Annotated in this window: 15 protein-coding genes; 11 read left to right on the top strand and 4 right to left on the bottom strand. The window is 72.4% G+C overall.

Annotation, left to right across the window (positions count from 1 at the left end; all coding sequences use genetic code 11):
• The 7 genes from Q0195_RS12020 to proB form a co-directional block, all read left to right on the top strand.
• The coding region (locus Q0195_RS12020; protein WP_299278840.1) for an ABC transporter ATP-binding protein at positions 1-324 on the top strand (324 nt) is incomplete at its 5' end.
• Positions 325-334: 10 nt separating this feature from the next.
• Positions 335-1,357: an iron-siderophore ABC transporter substrate-binding protein gene (locus Q0195_RS12015; RefSeq protein ID WP_299278838.1), complete on the top strand. Its 1,023-nt coding sequence runs from the start codon at positions 335-337 to the stop codon at positions 1,355-1,357.
• 54 nt (positions 1,358-1,411) lie between these two features.
• Positions 1,412-2,065: an SDR family oxidoreductase gene (locus Q0195_RS12010; RefSeq protein WP_299278835.1), complete on the top strand. Its 654-nt coding sequence runs from the start codon at positions 1,412-1,414 to the stop codon at positions 2,063-2,065.
• A 294-nt stretch (positions 2,066-2,359) separates the two neighbouring features.
• Entirely contained in the window at positions 2,360-2,668 is a 309-nt protein-coding gene (gene rplU / locus Q0195_RS12005; protein ID WP_299278846.1) for a 50S ribosomal protein L21, read from the top strand.
• 48 nt (positions 2,669-2,716) lie between these two features.
• The gene (rpmA, locus tag Q0195_RS12000; RefSeq protein ID WP_299278832.1) at positions 2,717-2,974 is read left to right on the top strand and encodes a 50S ribosomal protein L27; all 258 of its coding nucleotides are present in this window, start codon (positions 2,717-2,719) and stop codon (positions 2,972-2,974) included.
• 86 nt (positions 2,975-3,060) lie between these two features.
• Positions 3,061-4,602, top strand: coding sequence for a GTPase ObgE (obgE, locus tag Q0195_RS11995; RefSeq protein ID WP_299278829.1), 1,542 nt, complete (start codon positions 3,061-3,063; stop codon positions 4,600-4,602).
• 13 nt (positions 4,603-4,615) lie between these two features.
• Positions 4,616-5,737, top strand: a complete 1,122-nt coding sequence (gene proB / locus Q0195_RS11990; protein ID WP_299278843.1) for a glutamate 5-kinase — start codon at positions 4,616-4,618, stop codon at positions 5,735-5,737.
• 339 nt (positions 5,738-6,076) lie between these two features.
• Here proB and Q0195_RS11985 read toward each other — a convergent pair whose 3' ends face one another.
• Together Q0195_RS11985 and Q0195_RS11980 are read right to left on the bottom strand one after the other, a co-directional pair.
• Complete coding sequence (locus Q0195_RS11985; protein ID WP_299278826.1) at positions 6,077-6,733, bottom strand: DsbA family oxidoreductase; 657 nt, start codon at positions 6,731-6,733, stop codon at positions 6,077-6,079.
• A 68-nt stretch (positions 6,734-6,801) separates the two neighbouring features.
• The gene (locus tag Q0195_RS11980; RefSeq protein WP_299278824.1) at positions 6,802-7,842 is read right to left on the bottom strand and encodes a Ku protein; all 1,041 of its coding nucleotides are present in this window, start codon (positions 7,840-7,842) and stop codon (positions 6,802-6,804) included.
• Positions 7,843-8,033: 191 nt separating this feature from the next.
• Between Q0195_RS11980 and Q0195_RS11975 the strand changes: the two genes are divergently transcribed.
• Genes Q0195_RS11975 through Q0195_RS11965 form a run of 3 tightly spaced genes read left to right on the top strand, consistent with a single transcriptional unit; the run spans position 8,034 to position 11,811 of the window.
• Entirely contained in the window at positions 8,034-8,405 is a 372-nt protein-coding gene (locus Q0195_RS11975; protein WP_299278821.1) for a DoxX family protein, read from the top strand.
• A 43-nt stretch (positions 8,406-8,448) separates the two neighbouring features.
• The gene (locus Q0195_RS11970) at positions 8,449-10,977 is read left to right on the top strand and encodes an ATP-dependent DNA ligase (RefSeq protein WP_299278818.1); all 2,529 of its coding nucleotides are present in this window, start codon (positions 8,449-8,451) and stop codon (positions 10,975-10,977) included.
• A gap of 57 nt (positions 10,978-11,034) precedes the next feature.
• Positions 11,035-11,811 (top strand): ABC transporter ATP-binding protein, encoded by a 777-nt coding sequence (locus tag Q0195_RS11965; RefSeq protein ID WP_299278815.1) that lies wholly within the window; start codon positions 11,035-11,037, stop codon positions 11,809-11,811.
• Between the two features lie 154 nt (positions 11,812-11,965).
• On the opposite strand, the gene Q0195_RS11960 is transcribed toward Q0195_RS11965, so the two are convergent.
• Both Q0195_RS11960 and Q0195_RS11955 read right to left on the bottom strand, forming a co-directional pair.
• Complete coding sequence (locus tag Q0195_RS11960) at positions 11,966-12,421, bottom strand: DNA starvation/stationary phase protection protein (RefSeq protein ID WP_299278812.1); 456 nt, start codon at positions 12,419-12,421, stop codon at positions 11,966-11,968.
• 101 nt (positions 12,422-12,522) lie between these two features.
• A complete protein-coding gene (locus tag Q0195_RS11955; RefSeq protein ID WP_299278810.1) occupies positions 12,523-13,992 on the bottom strand; it encodes a multicopper oxidase domain-containing protein in 1,470 nt (489 codons plus the stop codon).
• A gap of 474 nt (positions 13,993-14,466) precedes the next feature.
• Here Q0195_RS11955 and leuS point away from each other — a divergent pair, with 474 nt between their 5' ends.
• Entirely contained in the window at positions 14,467-17,394 is a 2,928-nt protein-coding gene (leuS, locus tag Q0195_RS11950) for a leucine--tRNA ligase (protein ID WP_299278808.1), read from the top strand.
• Positions 17,395-17,615 lie beyond the last annotated feature (221 nt).

Below are 17,615 nucleotides of genomic sequence, written 5' to 3'. Positions count from 1 at the left end.
GAGCCCACGACCTTCCTCGACGTCACCCACCAGCTCGAGGTGCTCGACCTGCTGCTCGCGCTCAACCGTGACCGCGGCCGCACCATCGTCATGGTCCTCCACGACCTCAACCTCGCCGCCCGCTACGCCGACCACCTCGTCGTCATGCGCGACGGCACGGTCCGGGCGATCGGCGACCCGCGCACCGTCCTCACCGAGGACCTCGTCGCCGAGGCGTTCGGGCTGCGCGCCCGCGTCGTCCCCGACCCGGTGTGCGGGGCCCCGATGGTCGTGCCCGTCGGCCGCTTCCACGGCACGCCCGCCCCCGACCTGACCCACCACTGAAGGAGACCCCGTGTCCCGACACCTCACCCGCGTCCTCGGGGCGGCCGCAGCGCTCGCCCTCGCCCTCACCGCCTGCTCCGACGACGGCGGCGATGCCGGCTCCACCGGCGACGACGCACCCACCGCCGGTGACGACGCCGGCATCACCGTCGAGCACGCCTTCGGCAGCACCGAGATCCCCGGCTCGGTGACCGACGTCGTCACCCTCGGCTGGGGCGCGACGGAGGCGGCACTGGCCCTCGGCGTCGTCCCCGCCGGCATCGAGGCGCAGACCTACGCCGTGGACGAGAACGGGCTGCTGCCGTGGGTCGACGAGGCCCTGGAGGAGATCGGGGCCGAGCCGACGATCCTGCCCGCGGGAGTCGAGGAGCCCGCCTACGAGGAGATCGCCGCGCTCGACCCGGAGCTCATCCTCGCCCCCTACTCCGGGGTGACCGAGGAGCAGTACGAGCTGCTGTCCGAGATCGCCCCCACCGTCGTCTACCCGCAGGAGCCGTGGACGACGCCGTGGCGGGACGTCATCCGCATCGTCGGCACCTCGCTCGGACTGCAGGACGAGGCCGAGGAGCTCGTCGCCGACCTCGACACCACGCTGGAGGAGACGGCCGGTGCCCATCCCGAGCTCCAGGGGGTGACCGTCGCGGCCGTGTGGGACGTCGGCGGCACCTTCTACGTCTACAAGCCCGCCGACGCCCGGGTCGACTTCCTCCTCGACCTCGGACTGGAGAGTGCGCCCGCGGTGGAGGAGCTCGACACCGGCGGGGAGACCTTCGTGTACTCGCTGTCCTACGAGCAGACCGACCAGCTCGAGGCGGACCTCCTGGTCCACTACGCCAGCACCGAGGAGGAGGTGGAGACCTTCCTCGCCCAGTCCTACGCCCAGGCGATCCCCGCCGTCGCCGACGGGGCGGTCGCCAGCATCACCGGTGACCAGCTCATCGCCGCGATGAGCCCGCCCACCGCGCTGTCGCTCGACTGGGGGCTGGAGGACTACGTCGCGGCGATCAGCGCCGCGGCCGCCGAGATCGGCTGACTGGCCGGGCTCGCCGTCCGCGGCCAGGATGGTAGGCCGACGAGAGGAGCGTGCATGAGAGTCGTCATCGCCGGAGGTCACGGCCAGATCGCCCGGCACCTGGAACGCCTGCTCGCCCGCCGCGGTGACGTCCCGGTGGGGATCGTGCGCAACCCCGACCACCGGGCCGACCTGGAGGCCGACGGCGCCGAGGCGGTGGTCCTCGACCTCGAGCAGGCAACCGTCGAGGAGGTCGCCGCCGTCGTCGAGGGGGCGGACGCCGTCGTCTTCGCAGCCGGGGCGGGACCCGGCAGCGGGGCGGCGCGCAAGCGGACCGTCGACCACGGCGCCGCCGTGCTCCTCGCCGACGCCGCCGAGCGGGCCGGGGTACGGCGCTACGTCATGGTCTCCTCGATGGGCGCCGACACCGGCGGCACCGGCCAGGGCGACGAGGTCTTCAACGCCTACCTCGACGCCAAGAAGGCCGCCGACGACGACCTCATGCGGCGTGACCTCGACTGGACGGTGGTGCGTCCGGGCCGGCTGACCGACGACCCGGGCACCGGTCGGGTACGGGTGGCGGCCCGCACCGGCAGGGGAGCGGTCCCGCGCGAGGACGTCGCCGCCGTCATCGTCGCGGTGCTGGACCGGCCGGAGACCGCCGGGCAGGTCGTCGAGCTGGTCGGCGGCGACGAGTCGATCCCCGACGCCCTCGCCGCCCTGCGCTGAGGGCGTGCCGGCGGCCCCTCCGGTCCACCGACCCGACCCATCGGTCGCAGACCGTCCTCTCCCGCACCGTGAACAGACGTTCTTCGACCGATCGATGAGAGAGTGCGGCGGTCGGTGTGCGCGAAAGCACACCCGATCCGGCGCGCGCCGGCACCCCGGACATTTGCTCGGCGGCCCTGCGCCGCGTACCCTGGATCGTCGGTGCGTCGAAGACGTGCCTTCCTTGCACGCCTTGCGCGACCCGGCCCCGCCGGTCACTGCGCGAGGCCCGTAACGACAGAGATGAGCAGCAACGTGGTGTACGCGATCGTCAAGGCCGGCGGCCGACAGGAGAAGGTGTCCGTCGGCGACGTCGTCGTCATGAACAAGGTTGACGGCGAGGTTGGGGAGACCGTCAACCTCACCCCGCTCATGCTCGTGGACGGCGACAAGGTGACCACCGGTGCGGACGACCTGGCCAAGGTCACCGTCACCGCCGAGATCGTGCGTCCCGAGAAGGGCAAGAAGATCACGATCCAGAAGTACAAGAACAAGACGGGCTACCGCGTCCGCCAGGGTCACCGCCAGCAGCTGACCCGGGTCAAGATCACCGGCATCAAGTAGTCCCGGGCCCCTCGCCCCCGTCCGCACCACACGAAAGCAGGCTTCACCATGGCAACGAAGAAGGGTGCCAGCTCCACCCGGAACGGCCGCGACTCCAACGCCCAACGCCTCGGCGTCAAGCGCTTCGGCGGCCAGTTCGTCAACGCGGGCGAGATCCTCGTCCGCCAGCGCGGCACGAAGTTCCACCCCGGTGACAACGTCGGCCGTGGCAAGGACGACACCCTGTTCGCGCTGGCCACCGGTGCCGTCGAGTTCGGCACCAAGCGTGGCCGCAAGACGGTCAGCGTCGTCGCTGCTGAGGCCTGAGCGAGACCGCAACGCTTCCGGCGGGGGCGGACGGCACGTGCCGTCCGCCCCCGCTTTCCTTGTCCGGCCCCACCCCAGGAGGACTGATGGCCACCTTCGTCGACCGCGTCGTGCTGCACGTGGCGGGCGGCAACGGCGGGAACGGCGTCGCCTCCGTCCGTCGTGAGAAGTTCAAGCCGCTCGGCGGCCCCGACGGCGGGAACGGCGGCCGCGGCGGGGACGTCATCCTCGAGGTCGACCCGCAGACCACGACGCTCCTGAGCTACCACCACTCGCCGCACCGCCGCGCCGAGCACGGCAGCCAGGGCTCGGGCGACCTGCGCAACGGCAAGAGCGGGGCGGACCTCGTGCTGCCCGTGCCCGACGGCACCGTCGTCAAGACGCTCGACGGTGAGGTGCTCGCCGACCTCGTCGGTGCGGGCACGCGCTTCGTCGCCGCCGCCGGTGGTCGCGGCGGGCTCGGCAACGCCGCACTCGCCTCGCCGCGGCGCAAGGCCCCCGGGTTCGCGCTGCTCGGCGAGCCGGGGGAGACCGCCGACCTCGTCCTGGAGCTCAAGAGCGTCGCCGACGTCGCGCTCGTCGGCTTCCCCAGCGCGGGGAAGTCCAGCCTCATCGCGGCGATGTCGGCCGCGCGCCCGAAGATCGCCGACTACCCCTTCACCACGCTCGTGCCGAACCTCGGGGTCGTCCAGGCCGGTGAGGAGCGGTACACGGTGGCCGACGTGCCCGGGCTCATCCCGGGCGCCAGCCAGGGCAAGGGGTTGGGCCTGGACTTCCTGCGGCACATCGAGCGCTGCGCCGTCATCGTCCACGTCCTCGACTGCGCCACGCTCGAGCCCGGCCGAGACCCCGTCAGCGACCTCGACACCATCGAGGCCGAGCTCGCCGCCTACGCCGAGGAGCTCACCACCACCGGTCTGCCACCGCTGGCCGAGCGGCCGCGCGTCGTCGTCCTCAACAAGGTGGACGTGCCCGAGGCGCGCGAGCTGGCCGAGCTGGTCCGCCCCGAGATCGAGGCGCGCGGGCTGCCGGTGCACGAGATCTCCGCGGCCAGCCACGAGGGCCTGCGGGAGCTCTCCTTCGCGCTCGCCCGGCTCGTGGCCGAGGCCCGGGCGGCCGCGCCGCCGCCGGCGCCCGAACGCGTCGTGCTGCGCCCCCGTCCGGTGGACGACGCCGGCTTCACCGTCACCCGCCGCACCCGGCACGACGGCGTGTTCTACCAGGTCCGTGGCGCCAAGCCGGAGCGCTGGGTGCAGCAGACCGACTTCGCCAACGACGAGGCCGTCGGCTTCCTCGCCGACCGGCTCGCCCGGCTCGGCGTGGAGGACGAGCTGTTCCGGGTGGGGGCCCAGCCGGGCGACGAGGTGGTCATCGGGCCGCTCGAGGGCGGGGTCATCTTCGACTGGGAGCCGACCATGGTCACCGGCGCCGAGCTCCTCGGGCCCCGCGGCAGCGACCCGCGCCTGGAGGAGGCGGAGTACGCGCCGCGCGCCACCCGGGCGGAGAAGCGCCGCGAGTACCGCGAGCGGATGGACGCCAAGGCCCGGGCCCGCGAGGAGCTGTGGACCGAGCGCGAGTCCGGTCACTGGGCGACGCCTGAAGCCGAAGACCCGTCCCAGGCACAATAGCGACGTGACCCCTGTGCAAGACCGAGCCGGCATCCCCCGGGCCGCTCGGGTCGTCGTCAAGATCGGCTCCTCCTCACTGACGGCACGTGACGGGCGGCTCAACCTCCCGCGCCTGTACTCGCTCGTCGAGGTGCTCGCCGACCGGCGCGACGCCGGTCAGGAGGTCGTCCTCGTCTCCTCCGGCGCCATCGCCGCCGGCATCGCGCCGCTCGGTCTGCCCGTGCGGCCGCAGGACCTCGCCACCGCGCAGGCGACCGCCTCGGTGGGCCAGGGCATCCTCATGGCGCGGTACACCGAGGCCTTCGCCGAGCACGGCCGGCGCGTGGGCCAGGTGCTGCTCACCGCCGAGGACCTCATCCGCCGCCAGCACTACCGCAACGCGCAGCGCGCGCTGGAGCGGCTGCTCGCGCTGGGCGTCGTCCCGATCGTCAACGAGAACGACACGGTGGCGACCGACGAGATCCGCTTCGGCGACAACGACCGGCTCGCCGCCCTCGTCGCCCATCTCGTCCGCGCCGACGTCCTCGTCCTCCTCACCGACGTCGACGGCCTGTACGACGGGCCGCCCTCCCGCCCGGGCACCCGGCGGGTGCCGGAGGTGCGTGGGCCGGAGGACCTGGAGAACATCGAGGTCACCGGACGCGGCACCGCGATCGGCACCGGCGGCATGGTCACCAAGCTCGAGGCCGCGTCCATCGCGACCAGCGCCGGTGTGCCCGTGGTGCTCACCGCCGCGGACAACGCCGCGCAGGCACTTGCCGGGGAGCCGGTCGGGACGTGGTTCGCGCCCACCGGGCGGCGCAAGAGCACCCGCCGGCTGTGGCTCGCCCACGCCGCGCGGACCAACGGTCGCCTCGTCCTGGACGACGGCGCGGTCCACGCGATCACCCACGGCAAGCGCTCCCTGCTCGCCGCTGGGATCGTCGACGTCGAGGGCGACTTCGAGCCGGGAGACCCGGTCGAGCTCGCCACGACGGGCGGCGTGGTCATGGCCCGGGGCATCGTCGGGCACAGCGCGGCCGAGGTGGCCCAGATGCGCGGCAAGACGACCGCCGAGCTGCGGCTCGAGGACGGCTCCCGCCACCCGCGCGCCGTCGTCCACCGCGACGACCTCGTCATCGTCCGCCGCTACTGACCCGACCGGGTCTGGGGAGGATCGTGGGTCGGCCACGCCCATCCCACGGCGGGGTCGCGGCGGACGGTGGTCAGCCGGTGTCGTCGGCTCCCGCCTGGTCGTGGCGACATGCGCGTCGTCGTAGGTCCGGACGGGACATGAGGACCCGTACCTACGACCTGGCGAGGTCTGCCCAGGAATCTGCGCTGGACGGCGGCGTGGTCGACCGTGGCGCGACGGCGTCCTCCGGAGCGTCGATCCCGTCCGCCGGGAGGTGGCAGACGCCGTCGACACACATGCCGGCACCGTCCTCGGCATCCAGCCCGTCCGGCAGCGGGAAGGGGGTGAAGGGCTGCCCGCTCACCGCACCGACGCCTCGGAACGCACCTGCTCCAGGGCCCGGGTGAAGACCTCCGGCCGCTGCGCCCCCGAGACCCCGTACTTCCCGCCGATGACGTAGAACGGCACGCCCTGGATGCCGTAGGCCCGCGCCTGGGCGATGTCCTGGGCGACGGCGTCGGTGTAGGTGCCGTCCTCCAGGGCGGTGCGCAGCGCGTCGGCGTCCAGCCCGACGTCGGAGCCGAGCGCGACCAGCTCGTCGACCTTCCCCACGTGCCGGCCCTCCTCGAAGTACGCGGAGAAGAGCCGCTCGACCAGCTCGAGCTGCGTGCCGTGCTCCTTGGCGAAGTGCAGCGCCTCGTGGGCGAGCAGCGTCTTGGTGTGGCGCACCGCGTCGAAGTCGTAGCGCAGGCCGACGTCGGCGGCGATCGTCGTGACCTGGCGGAGCATCTGCTCCACCTGTTCCTTGGGCAGGCCCTTGTGCGCGGAGAGGAAGTCCACCTCGCTGCCCTCGAAGTCGACCGGGGTGTCGGGGGACAGCTCGAAGGAGTGGTAGGTGACGGTGACGTCGTCGGCGCCGTCGAAGGCGGCGAGCCCGGCCTCGAACTTGCGCTTGCCGATGAAGCACCACGGGCAGGCGATGTCGGACCAGACGTCGACACGGATAGATGAAGTCATGCCGGTGAAACCCTCCGCGGGTGCGGTCCATTCCCACCGGAGCGCACGACCGACCCGGCGGTCGGCCGTCAGGCGCTCTTCTTGCTCGCCGACTTCTTGCGGGTCGCGGTCCCGCTCTTCTTCTTCGTCGTCGACGTCTTCTTCTCGGCCGACGTCCGCGACGTGGACTCCCCGTCCCCCGCGGACCGCGAGCCGGACGACTTCGTGCCCGAACCACCGGCCTTCTTCGTCCGTGACGACGACCCGGACGACGCGGAGCCGGACGACGAACCCGACGAGGACCCGGACGACCCGCCGCTCGCCGCCTTGGCGCTGCCGGACTTCTTCTCCTTGGCGGCAGAGACGGAGCGGCGCAGCGCCTCCATGAGGTCGAGCACCTCGGCCTCCTCGCCCTCCTCGCGCTCGCCGAAGGTCTCCTCGGTGTCGACCGCCTCCCCCTGCTCGAGCTTCGCCTCGACCAGCGTGCGCAGCTGCTCCTGGTACTCGTCGACGAACTCCTCCGGCTCGAAGTCGCCGGAGAAGTTCTCGACCAGGGCCGAGGCCATCTCCAGCTCCTTCGCGCTGATCCGCACGTCCTTGTCGATACCGGCGAAGTCGGGCTCGCGGACCTCGTCCTCCCACAGCAGGGTCTGCAGCACCATGACGTCGTCCCGCACCCGCAGCGCCCCGAGCTGGGTGCGCTGGCGCAGCGTGAAGGACACGATCGCCGTCCGGTCGGTCTCCTCCAGCGTCCGGCGCAGCAGCGCGTAGGACTTCGCCGAGGACGACGCCGGCGCCAGGTAGTAGCTCTTCGACATCATGATCGGGTCCACCTGGTCGCTCGGTACGAACTGGAGGATCTCGATCTCGCGGGAGCGTTCGGTGGGCAGGTCGGCCAGCTCGTCGTCGGTGAGGACGACGGTGCGCTCGCCGTCGTCGTACGCCTTGGCGATGTCGCCCCACTCGACGACCTCCCCGCACACCTCGCAGCGCCGCTGGTAGCGGATACGGCCGCCGTCGGTGTTGTGCACCTGGTGCAGCCGCAGGTCGTGGTTCTCGGTCGCGCTGTAGACGGAGATGGGCACGTTGACCAACCCGAAGGTGATCGACCCCTTCCAGATCGCGCGCATACTGCCTCCTCCCGGGCAGGACCGACCGTGGTGCCGGCCCTGGGCCCCCGGACCAGTCAAGTGCCCGTACGGTACCCGCGCCAGTGGAAATGGCCCAGCCCCTGCGGCAAACCGGCCCCGGGAGGCCCGCCCGCGACCTACGGTGGTGCCGCGCAGCGACGCGCGGACGCACAGGTGCGGAAGGAGCAGGAGTGGAGATCTGGCTGTGGGTGGTCACCGGGCTGCTGACGGTCGTCTTCCTCGGGTCGGGTGTGTCCAAGCTCGTCAAGTCCCGCCAGGCCCTCTACGAGGGCGGGATGACCTACGTCCAGGACATCCACCCGGCGGCGCTCAAGGGCATCGGTCTCCTCGAGCTCGCCGGCGCGCTCGCGCTCGTGCTGCCCCCGGTGCTCGAGCGCGGGGTCGAGCTCGTGCCGGTCGCGGCCGGGGCGCTGGGGTGCATGATGGTCATCGCCACCGTCATGCACATCCGCCGCCGCGAGCCGTTCGTCGTCCCGCTCGTCATCGGTATCGTCGCCGGGGCGCTCGCGGTGCTCCGGTTCACCGACTACCCCGTCGTGTGAGGGCGCCGTGGCGGCACGGCACCCGGGCGGGCAGCATGGCGCCATGGCGAAGGACGGCGAGCCCATGGTGGTCCAGGTGGACGGCCACCGCCTGCGCCTGACGAACCTCACGAAGGTGCTCTACCCGGGCACCGGGACGACGAAGGCCGACGTCCTGGAGTACTACGCCCACATCGCCCCGGTCATGCTGCCGCACTGCGCCGGGCGGCCCGCCACCCGCAAACGCTGGCCGAACGGGGTCGGCACCGCGGACAAGCCCGGTGAGGTGTTCTTCCAGAAGAACCTCGGTGCCGGGGCGCCGGACTGGGTGGAGCGGGTGGACATCGAGCACTCCGACCACGTCAACACCTACCCGATCGTCAACGAGGCGGCCACGCTTGCCTGGTTCGCGCAGGTCGCGGCGCTGGAGGTGCACGTGCCGCAGTGGCGGGTGGGCAGCGACGGCAGACGGCGCAACCCGGACCGGCTCGTGCTCGACCTCGACCCCGGCGAGGGGGCCGGCCTCGCCGAGTGTGTCGAGGTGGCGCTGCTCGCTCGTGACATCCTCCAGGGGATGGGGCTGGCGCCCGTCCCGGTGACGAGCGGCTCCAAGGGGATCCACCTCTATGCCCCGCTGCGCGGTGTCGCCACCTCCGACCAGGTGAGCGAGGTGGCCCGTGAGCTGGCGCGCAGCCTCGAGGCGGACCACCCCGACCTCGTCGTCTCGAACATGAAGAAGGAGCTGCGGCGCGGGAAGGTGCTCGTCGACTGGTCGCAGAACAACCAGAACAAGACGACGATCGCGCCCTACTCGCTGCGCGGTCGGGAGCACCCGATGGTGGCCGCGCCGCGGACCTGGGAGGAGCTCACCGACCCCGGCTTGCGGCACGTCGACCTCGTCGAGGTGCGTGAGCTCGTCGAGCAACGGGGCGACCCGATGGCCGAGCTCGCCGAGGTCGCGGACCGGGCCGGTGGACAGCCGAAGCGGGACCGGCTCGAGGTGTACCGGGCGAAACGGGACGCGTCGCGCACACCGGAGCCCGTGCCCTCGGAGGTCGCCCCCGACGCCGGGACACTCGCCTTCGTCATCCAGGAGCACCACGCCACGCGGCTGCACTGGGACCTGCGGCTCGCCCACGACGGCGTGCTGGTCAGCTGGGCGCTGCCCAAGGGTGTGCCGACGTCGCCGAAGAAGAACCATCTGGCGGTCCAGACCGAGGACCACCCGATGGAGTACCTCACCTTCTCCGGCACGATCCCCGCAGGAGAGTACGGCGCCGGGGAGATGACCATCTGGGACCACGGCACCTACACCTTCGAGAAGTGGCGCGAGGGCAAGGAGATCATCGTCACCCTCACCGGCCGGCCCGACGGGGGGCTCGCCGGTCCGGACGGTCCGGGGCGCACGAGCCGCTTCGCCCTCATCCACACCGGCGGGCGGTCCGACGGCGAGGAGAACCACTGGCTCATCCACCTCATGGGGGCGAAGGACGACGACGGGGGCACGCGCCGTAAGAAGCGGTCCGGTGCCGGTGGCCGGGTGACGAGCGGTGCGACGGACGACGCCGAGGGGACGGCGCAGGAGGACGCGGGAAGGGCCGGGTCGGACGAGGCGCCCAGCAGCGGCCCGCCGGAGCCGGTGACACCGATGCTCGCCACGCTCAGCGACGCACGGACGCTCGACCCGAGCGCCGAGTGGGCGATCGAGATGAAGTGGGACGGCGTGCGCGCCGTCGTCGTCATCCACGACGGCGAGCTTCGGCTGTTCAGCCGCACCGGACGGGACGTCACGGCCAATTACCCCGAGCTCGCCGAGCTCGCCGGGTGCGTGTCGGCCACGACGGCGGTGCTCGACGGCGAGATCGTCGCCCTCACCCCGACCGGCCGACCCGACTTCGGGCTCCTCCAACAGCGCATCCAGCTCACCGACACGCGGGCGATCAGCCGTGCCGCCGGCGCCGACCCCGTGCGGCTCATGCTCTTCGACGCCCTCCAGGTGGAGGGCCGCAGCCTGCTGCGCCGCAGCTACGACGAGCGGCGGGCCGCGCTGGAGGAGGTCGTCGACACCGACGGCTGTCCGCTGGTGGACATCCCACCGGCCTTCGAGGGGGACCTCGAAGCCGCGATCACCGCGAGCAAGCAGTGGCAGCTCGAGGGCGTGGTCGCCAAGCGACGGGACGCGCCCTACACCCCGGGGCGACGGAGCCGGTCGTGGCTGAAGATCAAGCACGCGACGACGCAGGAGGCCGTGGTCGTCGGGTGGCGGCCCGGCCGGGGGACCCGGGCCGGGAAGGTCGGCTCGCTGCTGCTCGCGCTGCCGGAGGACGGCGAGCTGCGGTACATCGGGCGCGTCGGCACCGGCTTCTCCGAACGGGAGGCCGCCCGGTGGGCCACCGAGCTGCGTCGGGAGGAACGGAGGACACCGCCCCTGGAGGTCCCCCGCCCCGAGGCCAAGGACGCACGCTGGGTGACCCCGCGCCGGGTGGCCGAGGTCGAGTTCGCCGAGTGGACCTCCACCGGACGACTGCGTCACCCGCGGTGGCGGGGCTGGCGCCCGGACAAGGAGCCGGCCGACGTCGTGCGCGAGTCGTGACCGGTGGGCCCCGCAGGACGAGGTCGTAGCATTCCAGGGACGAAGGGAGCTGAGGAGATGGGAGCACGGGCGGTGCTGCGCGCCGACGACCTCTGGGCGGGCTACTCCGGCACGCAGGTGCTGCGGGGGATCGACCTGGAGGTCAGGGCGGGGGATGCGCCCGTCGGCATCGTCGGTCCCTCGGGGGCGGGCAAGACGACGCTCGTGCGGGCCCTGCAGGGCGCGCTCCGGCCCACCGGCGGGTCGGTGACCTTCAACGACCGCCCGGTGCACCGCCTCCCACGTCGGGAGAGCAAGCAGTTCAAGGCGGCGGTGCGGTTCACCTCGCAGGACTCGCTCACCGTCACCGACCTCCGCCTGACCGTCGCCCGCAGCCTGGCGCTGGCGCTCGGGGAGGCGCGCAAGGCCGGCCGCACGCACGGCACCTCGATGAACGACCTGCTCGATGCGGTCGGGCTCCCGCCGGCGTTCGCCGGGCGGCGGATGGTCACCCTCTCGGGCGGGGAGAAGCAGCGGGTGGCGCTGGCCGCCGCGCTGGCCACCCGGCCGGAGATCCTCGTGCTGGACGAGCCACTCACCGCCGTCGACCCGCAGGCCCGCGCCGACCTCACCCGCCGGCTCGCGCCGATGATCGCCGAGCTCGACACCGCGGTCGTCCTGGTCTCGCACGACCTGGAGCTCGTCCAGCGGACCTGCCGGCACGTCCACTTCCTCGCCGAGGGCACTGTCGTGGCGACCGGGCCGTTGGCGAACCTGCTCGCGGGAGAGGAGCAGCACCCGACGGTGCGGGCGATCGCGCAGGCCGCGCCGCTGGCTGTCCAGCGCTTCCGCTGAGGCCGGCCGAGGCTGGTCGGCCCAGCACACCGACCCGTGCAGCGACACGGGCCGGCACCCTGAGGTGGCGCCGGCCCGTCGAGCTGGGCGTGGTGCAGGCGGACCTGCGCCTGCAACTGTGCGGGACGTCTCCCGGTCAGGCCCCCGGGTGCGGTCAGACCTCCCCGGCGGCCGCGCGGAACATCCAGGCCTGCTTCTCCAGGCCGGTCGCGATCCCGACCAGGAGGTCGTGGGTCAGCGGGTCCTCGTCCTCGATCCCGTCGAGGTGCCCCTTGATCCGGTCGGCGGTGGCCTGCAGGCGCTCCTCGAACTGACGGATCACCTTGTCGTCGGCCAGGCGGCCGGCCGAGATCGCGTCCACCTGCGAGGAGCTCGCCACGGTCGCGGCCCGCCCGTCCGGCTCGCCACCGATCGCCACGAGACGCTCGGCGACGTCGTCGGCGGCGAGCCGGACCTCGTCGGTCACCTCGTCGAGCTGGAGGTGCACGGAACGGAAGTGGGAGCCGTAGACGTTCCAGTGCGCCTGCTTGGCCTGGAGCGACAGGTCGATGAGGTCGACGAGGCTCTCCTGGAGGCCGGCGACAACCTTCTCCGACGGCTTGGCTGCCATGTGCTCTCTCCTTCCCGTGGCGCGAGGGCACCACGACGACTGTTGCTGGAACGCTTTCGAGCATATGGCGACCCTGCCTGCCCCGCCCGCGCACCGGAGTCTCAATGGTGATGCTCACCGTCGCCCGCCCCGGCGAGGTCCGGTTCCTCGCCCTCGTCCACGACGACGAACTGGCCCATCATCCCCTGGTCCTCGTGCCACAGGAGGTGGCAGTGGAACATGTAGGGCACCGTCGCGTCGGTGTAGTCCTCGAAGCGCATGATGAGCCGCACCGACCCGTGCGGCGGCAGGTACACGGTGTCCTTCCAGCCGCGCAGCTGCGGCGGGGGAGGGGCGCCGTCGACGTCGAGCACCTGGAACTGCACGTCGTGGACGTGGAAGTTGTGCGGGGTGCCGTGGACGTTGCGCACCTCCCACACCTCGGTCGAGTCGACGGTGACCGCCAGGTCCACGCGGTCCATGTCCATCGACCGGCCGTTGATCCGGAAGGAGCGCAGGTCGAAGGTGCGGTGGGCATCGGCGGCGGGGTCGAGCCGGGGTACCGGGACGAGCCGTTCCGGCAGCGGCGGTGACGGCGCCGGCTCGTCGGCCGCGCGCAGCTCGAGCACGTCGAACCGGTCCTGCCCGCCGGCGGACCGGTCCTCCGTCCCGTCGGTGCCGAGGTCCGGCGGAAGTGAACGCAGGACCACCCGCTCACCGGGGCTCATGGTCACGACGACCTCGGCCCGCTCGCCGGGCGAGAGCTGGACCTGGTCCATGGGGACCGGGGCCTCGAGCAGCCCGCCGTCCGTGCCGACGAGCATGAGGTCGCGTCCGTCGTCGGCGGCGAAGGCGTAGGTGCGCGCCGCCGAGGCGTTGAGCAGCCGCAGGCGCACGCGCTCGGTGGTGACGTCCAGGTAGGGCCCGTACGTCCCGTTGACGAGCAGCTCCTCACCCAGCGGCCCGGTCGTGCCGAACGACGAGCCCGTCACCCGGCCCTCGTCGTCGATCGAGCGGTCCTGGACGATGACCGGGATGTCGTCGACGCCGTACTCCGAGGGCAGGTCGAGCGTGCCGGAGGTGTCGTCGTCGAGGATGAACATCCCGGCCAAGCCGCGTCCGACGTGCTCCTGCGTCAGTCCGTGCGTGTGCGGGTGGTACCACAGCGTCGCGGCGGGCTGGTCGACGACCCACGACGGGGACCACGTCTCGCCGGGCGCGACGGTCTGGTGCGGGCCGCCGTCCATCTCCGGTGGCAGGTGCATGCCGTGCCAGTGCATCGTCGTCGTCTCGGGCAGCTCGTTGGTGATTCGGACGACGACCTCCTCACCCCGGTGCGCCCGCAGGGTGGGGCCGAGGTAGTCGCCGTTCAGCCCCCACGTCGGGGTGGTGGCGCCGCCCGGGACGAACTGCCTCGTGCCCTGCTGCGCCGTGAGGTCGAACACGCGCCGCCCGGCGTCGTCGAGCCGCGACTCGGCGAGCGGGGGGACGTGCAGGGGCTGGTCGAAGCGGACCGTCCCGACGGTGTCGACCGTGGCACGTCCGATGACCCCGAGCCAGGCGAGGGTGGCCACGACGGCGACGCCCACCACGACCGCGACGGCACCGAGCAGCACGACCCACGGCCACCGGCGTCGCCGGCGGCGGACCGGGGGAGGCGGCCACGGCGCGCGGCCGGGGAACCCGCCGGCTGAGGGCGGGCCGCCCGGGGGGCCGGGCGGGGGCGACGGGGGCGGGCCGCCCGGGGTGCCCGGCGGGAACGGGACGGTGGGTCCAGGAGGGAGCTGCGTCATGCCTCCAGTCGACCGCCGCACGCCGCGGCGGGGTACCGGGTAGCACCCCGACCGATCCCTGGTCCTCACGCCTCCGACGTCGGGGACCTCACCCCGCGGCACCCTCGTCGCAGGTCGGGGCTGCGGTAGGGTATGCGCATGTCGCGACGGGTCCTCCTTCTGCAGCCGCGCTGACCTCAGCGGGCGCCACGGCGCCGCATCAGCGCGGCACACCTCCCTGCGGGGAGGTTTTCTCATGCCAGGAGCGACCAGTACCCACCGTGAGGAACCTTGATGAGCACCGACACCAGCGCGCAGTCCGCCTCGGCGGTCCCGGCAGAGCCCCCTTTCCGCTACAACGCCCGCCTCGCCGGCGAGATCGAGCAGCGGTGGCAGGACCGCTGGGAGCAGGAGGGCACCTTCCACGCCCCCAACCCGGCCGGTGACCTCGCCGGTCCGGCGTCGGACGAGAAGTTCTACGTGCTCGACATGTTCCCCTACCCCTCCGGCAAGGGGCTGCACGTCGGGCACCCGCTGGGCTACATCGCCACCGACGTCATCGGCCGCTACCAGCGGATGAAGGGCAAGAACGTCCTGCACGCGCTGTCCTACGACGCCTTCGGCCTGCCTGCCGAGCAGTACGCGGTCCAGACCGGCCAGCACCCGCGGGTCACCACCGAGGAGAACATCGCCAACATGCGCCGCCAGCTGCGGCGCCTGGGCCTGGCGCACGACGACCGGCGCTCCTTCGCGACGACGGACCCCGACTACGTCCGCTGGACCCAGTGGATCTTCCTCCAGCTCTACAACGCCTGGTACGACGAGGACGCCGTCCGGCCCGACGGCGGCCGCGGCGCGGCCCGCCCGATCGGCGAGCTCGAGGAGGCCTTCGCCACGGGCCGCAGGCCGACCCCCACCGGCGTGCCGTGGGCCGAGATGGACGCCGACGCCCGCGCCGCCGCACTCGACGAGCACCGCCTGGCCTACCTGTCCGAGGCACCGGTCAACTGGTGCCCGGGCCTGGGCACGGTGCTCGCCAACGAGGAGGTCACCGCGGAGGGCCGCTCCGAACGCGGCAACTTCCCCGTGTTCAAGCGCAACCTGCGGCAGTGGATGATGCGGATCACCGCCTACGCGGACCGCCTCGTCGACGACCTCGAGCACATCGACTGGCCGGAGAAGGTCAAGGCGATGCAGCGCAACTGGATCGGCCGCTCCGAGGGTGCCGTCGTCCGCTTCGCGCTGCCGTCACGGGTGAGCACCGGCGAGGCCGAGGGCGGGGCCACCGACCTCGCCCTGGAGGTCTTCACCACCCGCCCCGACACCCTGTTCGGGGCGACGTTCATGGTTCTCGCCCCCGAGCACCCGCTCGTCGACGACGCCGTCCCCGCCACCTGGCCGGAGGGCACCAGGGAGTCGTGGACCGGCGGATACGACACCCCGGCCGAGGCTGTCGCCGCCTACCGTGCCCAGGCCGCCGCGAAGACGGAGGCCGAGCGCCAGGAGGAGAGCCGGGCCAAGACCGGCGTCTTCACCGGCGCTTTCGCGACCAACCCGGTCAACGGCAAGCAGGTCCCGGTCTTCGTCGCCGACTACGTGCTCATGGGGTACGGCACCGGCGCCATCATGGCGGTGCCGGCCGAGGACGAGCGCGACTACGAGTTCGCCCAGACCTACGACCTGGAGGTCGTCCGCACCGTCCAGCCGCCCGCAGACTTCGAGGGCGGCGCCTGGACCGGTGACGGCGAGACGATCAACTCCGCCAACGACGAGATCTCCCTCAACGGCCTGCCCACCGACGAGGCCAAGGCCGTCATCACCCGCTGGCTGGAGTCCAAGGGCCTGGGCGAGGCCCGCACCACCTACCGGCTGCGGGACTGGCTCTTCTCCCGCCAGCGCTACTGGGGCGAGCCCTTCCCCGTCGTCTACGACGAGGACGGCCGGGCGCACGCCCTGCCCGAGGAGATGCTCCCCGTCGACCTGCCCGAGGTGCCGGACTACTCCCCGCGTACCTACGACCCGTACGACGCCGACTCCTCGCCCGAGCCCCCGCTGGGCCGCGCCGAGGACTGGGTGAAGGTCGAGCTCGACCTGGGTGACGGCCCGAAGACCTACCGCCGCGACACCAACACCATGCCCAACTGGGCGGGGTCGTGCTGGTACGAGCTGCGCTACCTCGACCCGAACAACGAGCAGCGGCTCGTCGACCCGGTCAACGAGCAGTACTGGATGGGTCCGCGCGAGGGCAAGCCCTGCGGCGGCGCCGACCTGTACGTCGGCGGCGTCGAGCACGCGGTGCTCCACCTGCTCTACGCCCGCTTCTGGCACAAGGCGCTGTACGACCTCGGCCACGTCATCAGCTCCGAGCCCTTCCACAAGCTCTTCAACCAGGGCTACATCCAGGCCTACGCCTACGTCGACTCCCGCGGCCAGTACGTGCCGGCCGACGAGGTCGAGGAGGTCGCCGCGGAGGACGGCTCCGGTGAGGTGACCTACCGCTGGCAGGGCCAGGAGGTCTTCCGCGAGTACGGGAAGATGGGCAAGTCCCTGAAGAACATCGTCACGCCGGACGAGATGTACGAGGCCTACGGCGCCGACACCTTCCGCGTGTACGAGATGTCGATGGGCCCGCTGGACGACTCCCGCCCGTGGGACACCCGCGCCGTCGTCGGCTCCCAGCGCTTCCTCCAGCGGCTGTGGCGCAACGTCGTGGACGAGCACACCGGCGAGCTGGTCGTCACCGACGACCCTGCTGACGAGGAGACCCGCCGGCTGGTCGCCAAGACCATCGACGAGGTCGAGACGGAGATGTCGGCGATGCGGATCAACACCGCCATCGCTCGGCTCATCGTCCTCAACAACCACCTCACCGGCCTGGAGCGCACGCCCCGCGAGGCGGTCGAGCCGCTGCTGCTCATGCTGGCCCCGATCGCCCCGCACATCTCCGAGGAGCTGTGGCGGCGGCTGGGGCACGAGCAGTCGCTGACCTACGAGCCGTTCCCGGTGGCCGACCCCGAGCTGCTGGTGGAGGACACCGTCACCTGCGTCGTCCAGGTGGCCGGCAAGCTCCGCGACAAGCTCGAGGTCCCGGTGTCGATCGACGAGGCCGAGCTCGAGCGGCTCGCCCTGGCGACCGCCGGGGTGAAGCGCGCGCTGGGTGACCGCGAGGTCCGCAAGGTCATCGTGCGTGCGCCGAGGCTGGTCAACGTGGTGCCCGCCTAGGGGAGAGGTCCACGAGCTCGACGTCGAGCTCGTCCCCACCCCGACCCCGGGTCGGGGTGGGTTCCCCAGGTGTCCGCGTCGCGACACGCCACCGTCCGTCGGTTGACACGTGAAGTGCGTCGCGGCTAGCGTCAGCGTCAGGTTCAGAGTACCAGTGCGCACTCTCGTGCGCTAAGCCCCGGCTTGCTGGTCGGCAACCCGCCACGTGCGGTGGGTGCCCC

It is taken from the genome of uncultured Georgenia sp. (assembly GCF_937958535.1).
Classification (GTDB): domain Bacteria; phylum Actinomycetota; class Actinomycetes; order Actinomycetales; family Actinomycetaceae; genus Oceanitalea.
The sequence above is the reverse complement of the archived record's forward strand: the minus strand, read 5'-3'. Positions and strand labels throughout refer to the sequence as shown.

Coding starts and splice junctions, on each gene's coding strand:
- Q0195_RS11970 (WP_299278818.1), top strand. CDS start 8,449: ATGGCGAAGGACGGCGAGCCCATGGTGGTCCAGGTGGACGGCCACCGC.
- Q0195_RS11985 (WP_299278826.1), bottom strand. CDS start 6,733: ATGACTTCATCTATCCGTGTCGACGTCTGGTCCGACATCGCCTGCCCG.
- Q0195_RS11965 (WP_299278815.1), top strand. CDS start 11,035: ATGGGAGCACGGGCGGTGCTGCGCGCCGACGACCTCTGGGCGGGCTAC.
- obgE (WP_299278829.1), top strand. CDS start 3,061: ATGGCCACCTTCGTCGACCGCGTCGTGCTGCACGTGGCGGGCGGCAAC.
- Q0195_RS11980 (WP_299278824.1), bottom strand. CDS start 7,842: ATGCGCGCGATCTGGAAGGGGTCGATCACCTTCGGGTTGGTCAACGTG.
- Q0195_RS11960 (WP_299278812.1), bottom strand. CDS start 12,421: ATGGCAGCCAAGCCGTCGGAGAAGGTTGTCGCCGGCCTCCAGGAGAGC.
- Q0195_RS12010 (WP_299278835.1), top strand. CDS start 1,412: ATGAGAGTCGTCATCGCCGGAGGTCACGGCCAGATCGCCCGGCACCTG.
- leuS (WP_299278808.1), top strand. CDS start 14,467: ATGAGCACCGACACCAGCGCGCAGTCCGCCTCGGCGGTCCCGGCAGAG.
- rpmA (WP_299278832.1), top strand. CDS start 2,717: ATGGCAACGAAGAAGGGTGCCAGCTCCACCCGGAACGGCCGCGACTCC.